The organism is uncultured Sphingorhabdus sp. (assembly GCF_937872355.1).
Taxonomy (GTDB): Bacteria; Pseudomonadota; Alphaproteobacteria; order Sphingomonadales; family Sphingomonadaceae; genus Sphingorhabdus_B.
In genome coordinates, this window is the sequence record NZ_CALMSV010000185.1 from 1 (window position 1) to 4665 (window position 4665).

General features: G+C 58.5%; 4 protein-coding genes and 2 pseudogenes. 4 read left to right on the forward strand and 2 right to left on the reverse strand.

Annotated features, from left to right (window positions below; all coding sequences use genetic code 11):
* Together Q0239_RS12360 and Q0239_RS12365 are read left to right on the forward strand one after the other, a co-directional pair.
* Nucleotides 1–1089 (forward strand): annotated as a pseudogene (locus Q0239_RS12360) (DNA ligase-associated DEXH box helicase); the annotation flags it as partial.
* A gap of 80 nt (nucleotides 1090–1169) precedes the next feature.
* Nucleotides 1170–2150 (forward strand): retroviral-like aspartic protease family protein, encoded by a 981-nt coding sequence (locus tag Q0239_RS12365; protein ID WP_298603329.1) that lies wholly within the window; start codon nucleotides 1170–1172, stop codon nucleotides 2148–2150.
* On the opposite strand, the gene Q0239_RS12370 is transcribed toward Q0239_RS12365, so the two are convergent.
* The gene (locus Q0239_RS12370; RefSeq protein WP_367276101.1) at nucleotides 2147–2902 is read right to left on the reverse strand and encodes a rhodanese-related sulfurtransferase; all 756 of its coding nucleotides are present in this window, start codon (nucleotides 2900–2902) and stop codon (nucleotides 2147–2149) included. The genes Q0239_RS12365 and Q0239_RS12370 overlap by 4 nt on opposite strands.
* 53 nt (nucleotides 2903–2955) lie before the next feature.
* Here Q0239_RS12370 and pdeM point away from each other — a divergent pair, with 53 nt between their 5' ends.
* On the forward strand, nucleotides 2956–3642 hold the full coding sequence (pdeM, locus tag Q0239_RS12375) for a ligase-associated DNA damage response endonuclease PdeM (protein WP_298603330.1): 687 nt from the start codon (nucleotides 2956–2958) through the stop codon (nucleotides 3640–3642).
* Here the strand turns inward: pdeM and Q0239_RS12380 are convergent.
* Nucleotides 3616–4299: a YggS family pyridoxal phosphate-dependent enzyme gene (locus Q0239_RS12380; RefSeq protein WP_298603331.1), complete on the reverse strand. Its 684-nt coding sequence runs from the start codon at nucleotides 4297–4299 to the stop codon at nucleotides 3616–3618. The genes pdeM and Q0239_RS12380 overlap by 27 nt on opposite strands.
* A gap of 71 nt (nucleotides 4300–4370) precedes the next feature.
* Between Q0239_RS12380 and Q0239_RS12385 the strand changes: the two are divergent.
* Nucleotides 4371–4665: pseudogene (locus tag Q0239_RS12385) on the forward strand (thiamine phosphate synthase); the annotation flags it as partial.

Sequence of the window (4665 nt, forward strand, 5' to 3'; positions counted from 1 at the left end):
GCGCTCAAGGCCTATGACAAGTTTCGCAAGCTGGTGCCCGACGGGAAAGGCAACTGGCGCCTATCCCACCCCAAATTCGCCGCGCAGCACCGCTTCAATGCGGGCATCATCGTCGACGCACCCATGCTCGACGTCCGTTTCAAAAATGGCCGCAGTCTCGGCCGGGTGGAGGAATATTTCGCTGCGCCGCTGCGCCCGGGCGACAGCTTCATCTTCGCGGGCATGGCGCTGGAAGTAGAAGCAATCCGCGATCTGGATCTAATCGTGCGGGCAGCGAAAAAGGCGGCGCAGATACCCAGCTATATGGGCGCGCGGATGCCGCTGACCACGCATCTGGCCAGCCGTGTGCGCGCCTTCCTGACCGACCGGGCAGGCTGGGCGCGTTTCCCGGATGATGTACGCGAATGGCTGGAGATGCAGGATTACCGCTCGGCGCTTCCTGAACCCGGGCAATTGCTCGCCGAAACCTTCCCGCATGAAGGACGGCATTATCTGGTGGTCTACCCTTTCGAAGGCTGGAACGCGCACCAGTCGCTTGGCATGCTGGTGACCAAGCGGATGGAAATGCGCGGGCTGAAACCGATGGGTTTCGTCGCCAGCGATTATGCGCTGGGTATCTGGAGTTTGGAAGAAGTAACCGACCCTGCATCTTTATTCTCGTCCGACATATTGGAAGAAGAGTTCGTCGACTGGGTCGAGAACAGCTACCTCCTAAAGCGCGCCTTTCGAGAGGTCGCGATCATATCCGGCCTTGTCGAACGCCAGCATCCGGGCAAGCGCAAGACCGGCAAGCAGGTGACCTTTTCGACCGACCTGATCTACGATGTGCTGCGCAAATATGAGCCCGGCCATCTGCTTTTAGAGGCCGCTTGGCACGATGCGCGCGCACGGCTCACCGATGTCGGACGGCTGGGCGATTTACTGGATCGTGCGGAGGATACGATGCTGCATATTCGGCTCGAACGGGTCAGCCCGATGGCGGTGCCGTTGATGGTGATGATCGGTCGCGAAAGCGTAGCGCAGGGCTCGGTCGACGATGCTTTGCTGGTCGAGGCCGAGAGCCTCGCCGGGATCGCGATGACGCCCTGACATGTCGTTCGTCGAATAATCGACACGGCGCTTGTTCGCGGCTCGAGCCAGGCGTAGTATTGAATCAGAGGAGAATAGCCATGCGACATTGGCTTAGAGCATCCGCGATCGGCCTCAGCGTTGTTGCATCGACTTCGGTCGGTGAGGCCCAAGATACGGGCACGTCGGCAGAAGCGCCGCTGATCCCTGAATTGTCGGTGATCCAGCAATTCGAAATCGACCGGAGCGACCGGATGACCGTCCCGGTGCGCATCAACAACAGCGAGCCATTGGATTTCATTGTCGATACCGGGGCCGAGCGTACGGTCATATCCGGCGATCTGGCCAAGCGGCTTGCGCTGGAGGCTGGGCCGGAGCTGAGATTGGCGACGATTTCTGGCCCAGCGGTTGCGCCTTCCTTTTACATCGAGGAGTTATCGCTCAAGTCACACACCGTTGAAGGCATCGAAGCCCCCGCGCTCGATCGCGGCAACCTTGGTGGCAATGGCCTATTGGGCATCGACAGCCTGGAAGACAGCAAGGTCTTCCTTGATTTCCGCACCCAACATCTTGAGGTGCTGCCGTCGGCCATTGGCAAACGCCCCGGAAAGCTCGAGCAGGGCATGATTGTTGTCAGTGCCAAGAAACGCGCCGGCCGGATGATATTGTCGAGTGCGGAGATTGATGGCTTCAAAGTGGACATCATTCTCGACACCGGTGCGCAAGCCAGCATGGGGAATTTCGCGTTGCGCGATCGACTTCGCAAACGGCATTTGCGCTTTGAATATGTCCCGGTGACCATGAAAAGCGTGACGGGCAAGGAGCTGCCGGGCGATTTCAGCCAGATAAGGGAAATCAAGATTGGCAGCTTCAATGTCGCCAATCTGCCGGTCACCTTTGCCGACAATTATGCATTTCATGCGCTTAATCTCAACGATCGACCCGCCATCCTGTTTGGCATGGATGCGCTGAAGCTGTTCGACCGCGTGGTCATCGATTTTGGTAACCGGCGCGTGGCGTTTGATCTGCCAAGAGGTGCGCGCAACGAATCTTTTAGCAGGCTTGCGTTCGCCAGTCGCTAGGCCGCCTTACCTTTACGCAGTTCCAACCCGTGGCCGATCAGTTCGCGTTCGTCAAAGACGTAGCAGTCACCTTGCCAGCGGCTCTCGGCAGGCGGCACTTCTTCTAGATATTTCAGGATACCGCCTTTGAGGTGATAGACCTCATCAAAGCCCTGCGCACGGACATAGGCGGTGGCCTTTTCGCAGCGTATGCCACCAGTGCAGAACATCGCGAATTTGGGCGATTTGCCTTCGGCGCGCAGTTTCTCGGCTTCGGCATCGAACCATGCCGGGAATTGGCGGAATGAAACGGTTTCCGGATTAACCGCGCGTTCGAAGGTTCCGGCCTGAACCTCGAAATCATTCCGCGTGTCGATGACGATGGTTTCGGGATCAGAAATCAGTGCATTCCAGTCTGCCGGATCGACATAATGGCCGACATCGGAGCGCGGATCGATGCCATCGACACCCATGGTCACGATTTCGCGCTTCAGCCGGACTTTCAGCTTACCGAAAGGCATCGCATCCGCATGCGAATATTTTACTTCCATCGCGGCAAAGCCATCCCAGCTGCGGATAGTGGCAACGACTTCCTCGAGTGCTTCGCGAGCACCGGCAATCGTGCCGTTGACGCCTTCGTTTGCGAGAAGCAGTGTTCCCTTGATCCCCCGTTCCTCGCAAAAGGCGAACAGCGGATCACGAACCGAGCGTGGATCGGCGATGGGTGCAAAATGGTAGAGGGCAACTACTGAAAGCATGATGGCGGCGCGCATAAAGCAAAAGCCTCTGCTTGTCAGCCCGTAGCGCATTGCCCATAGCACCCGCTGTGACGGGACATCTTTGCTTTGGCGGACATGATTTTGAGGTGGCGGGTGAAGCCGCGCTCTTTTGGCCTGCACGCAAGGCGCTGCTCGTTGCCGACCTGCACCTCGAAAAGGCTTCGAGCTATGCCATAAGAGGGCAATTCCTCCCGCCTTATGACAGCCGTGCAACGCTCGAGGAACTGGCCGGGCTTGCCCGAAAATATGCGGTCGAGGCGATTTTCTGCCTGGGTGACAATTTCCACGACGATGGCGGAGAAGCGCGGCTGGAGGATGAAGCCGCACGACTGTTGCGCCAATTGACCGTAACCTATGACTGGCGCTGGATTGTCGGCAATCACGATCCTGGGATCGCGGCAAATTGGGGTGGTGCAGTCCATGAAGAGCTGAACATCGAAGGCATCATCCTGCTCCATGAGGCAGAGCCTCAAGATCGGCGACCGGAAATGTCCGGGCACTTCCATCCCAAATTCCGGCAGGAAATCAGGGGGCGGCTGGTGTCACGGCGTTGTTTTGTGCGGAGCGCGAGCAAGCTGATCCTGCCTGCTTTCGGTGCGCTTACCGGGGGGCTGGAAGCTGACGATTCAGTGATCAGCGAGGCTTGCGGGGGATATGCGACCCAGGCACTAGTCCCGGCCACTGGCAGGGTGCTCTGCTTTCCGCTGTCAGCCAGCCGTGCGCGCGCCGAATAAGGCGGTGCCGACGCGGATATGCGTCGCGCCCAATTGAATTGCTGTAGGAAAATCGTCCGACATTCCCATGCTCAACTGCGACAAGCCATGCCGAGCAGCGAGTTCGGCCAACAACGCGAAATAGGGGGCAGCCTCGACATCGGCTGGCGGTATGCACATTAGGCCGACAACCTCAATATGGGCAGCCTTTGCCGCTTCGAGTAGTTCAGGCAGCTCGGCAATCGCACAGCCGCCCTTCTGCTCTTCCTCGCCAATATTGACCTGGATGAAGCAGGGAATGTGTTTTTCAGCCTTGGTCATCGCTTTCGACAGCGCCGACAATAGCGATAGACGATCGAGCGAATGGATGCAGTCGAACAGTTCGACAGCCTCTTCGGCCTTGTTCGATTGCAACTGACCGATCAGGTGCAGCTGAATGTCGGGATGAGCGATGCGCAAGTCAGGCCATTTGCTTGCGGCTTCCTGCACCCGGTTTTCGCCGAACATCCGGTGACCCGCGTCGAGAAGCGGACGGATTTCGTCCGCATCGCGAGTTTTCGAAACCGCAATCAACGCAACGTCATCGGTCGAGCGCCTCGCAATCTTGCAGGCCTTGGCCATTTCGGCGTGAATGTCGGCAAGGCGGCGGGCTGGGGTTTCGGGAGTCGCATCGGGCATGGCCGCGCGCTATAGCGGTTGCCATCCCCGCCCGCCAGACATTGCGAAAACCTGTTCCGCGTATCTGGCTGATGACCGATCCCCGGTTGGACGACCAGTTGCTGGCTGCCATCCGACGGCTGCCATCAGGTTCCGGTGTGATCTTTCGGCATTATGCGCTGGAAACGAAACAACGAAGGCATTTGTTCGCGCGTGTCCGTCATATTTGCGTGCAGCGTGGGCATATTTTGATGCTGGCCGGAGATGCCAGAACCGCAAGGCTATGGGGTGCAGATGGCGTGCACGGTCGAGGCGTATCAGCCAAGCCGCTGCTGCTAAGTGCGCCGGTACATAACCCCTGCGAAATCGAACGGGCAAAAAGGCACG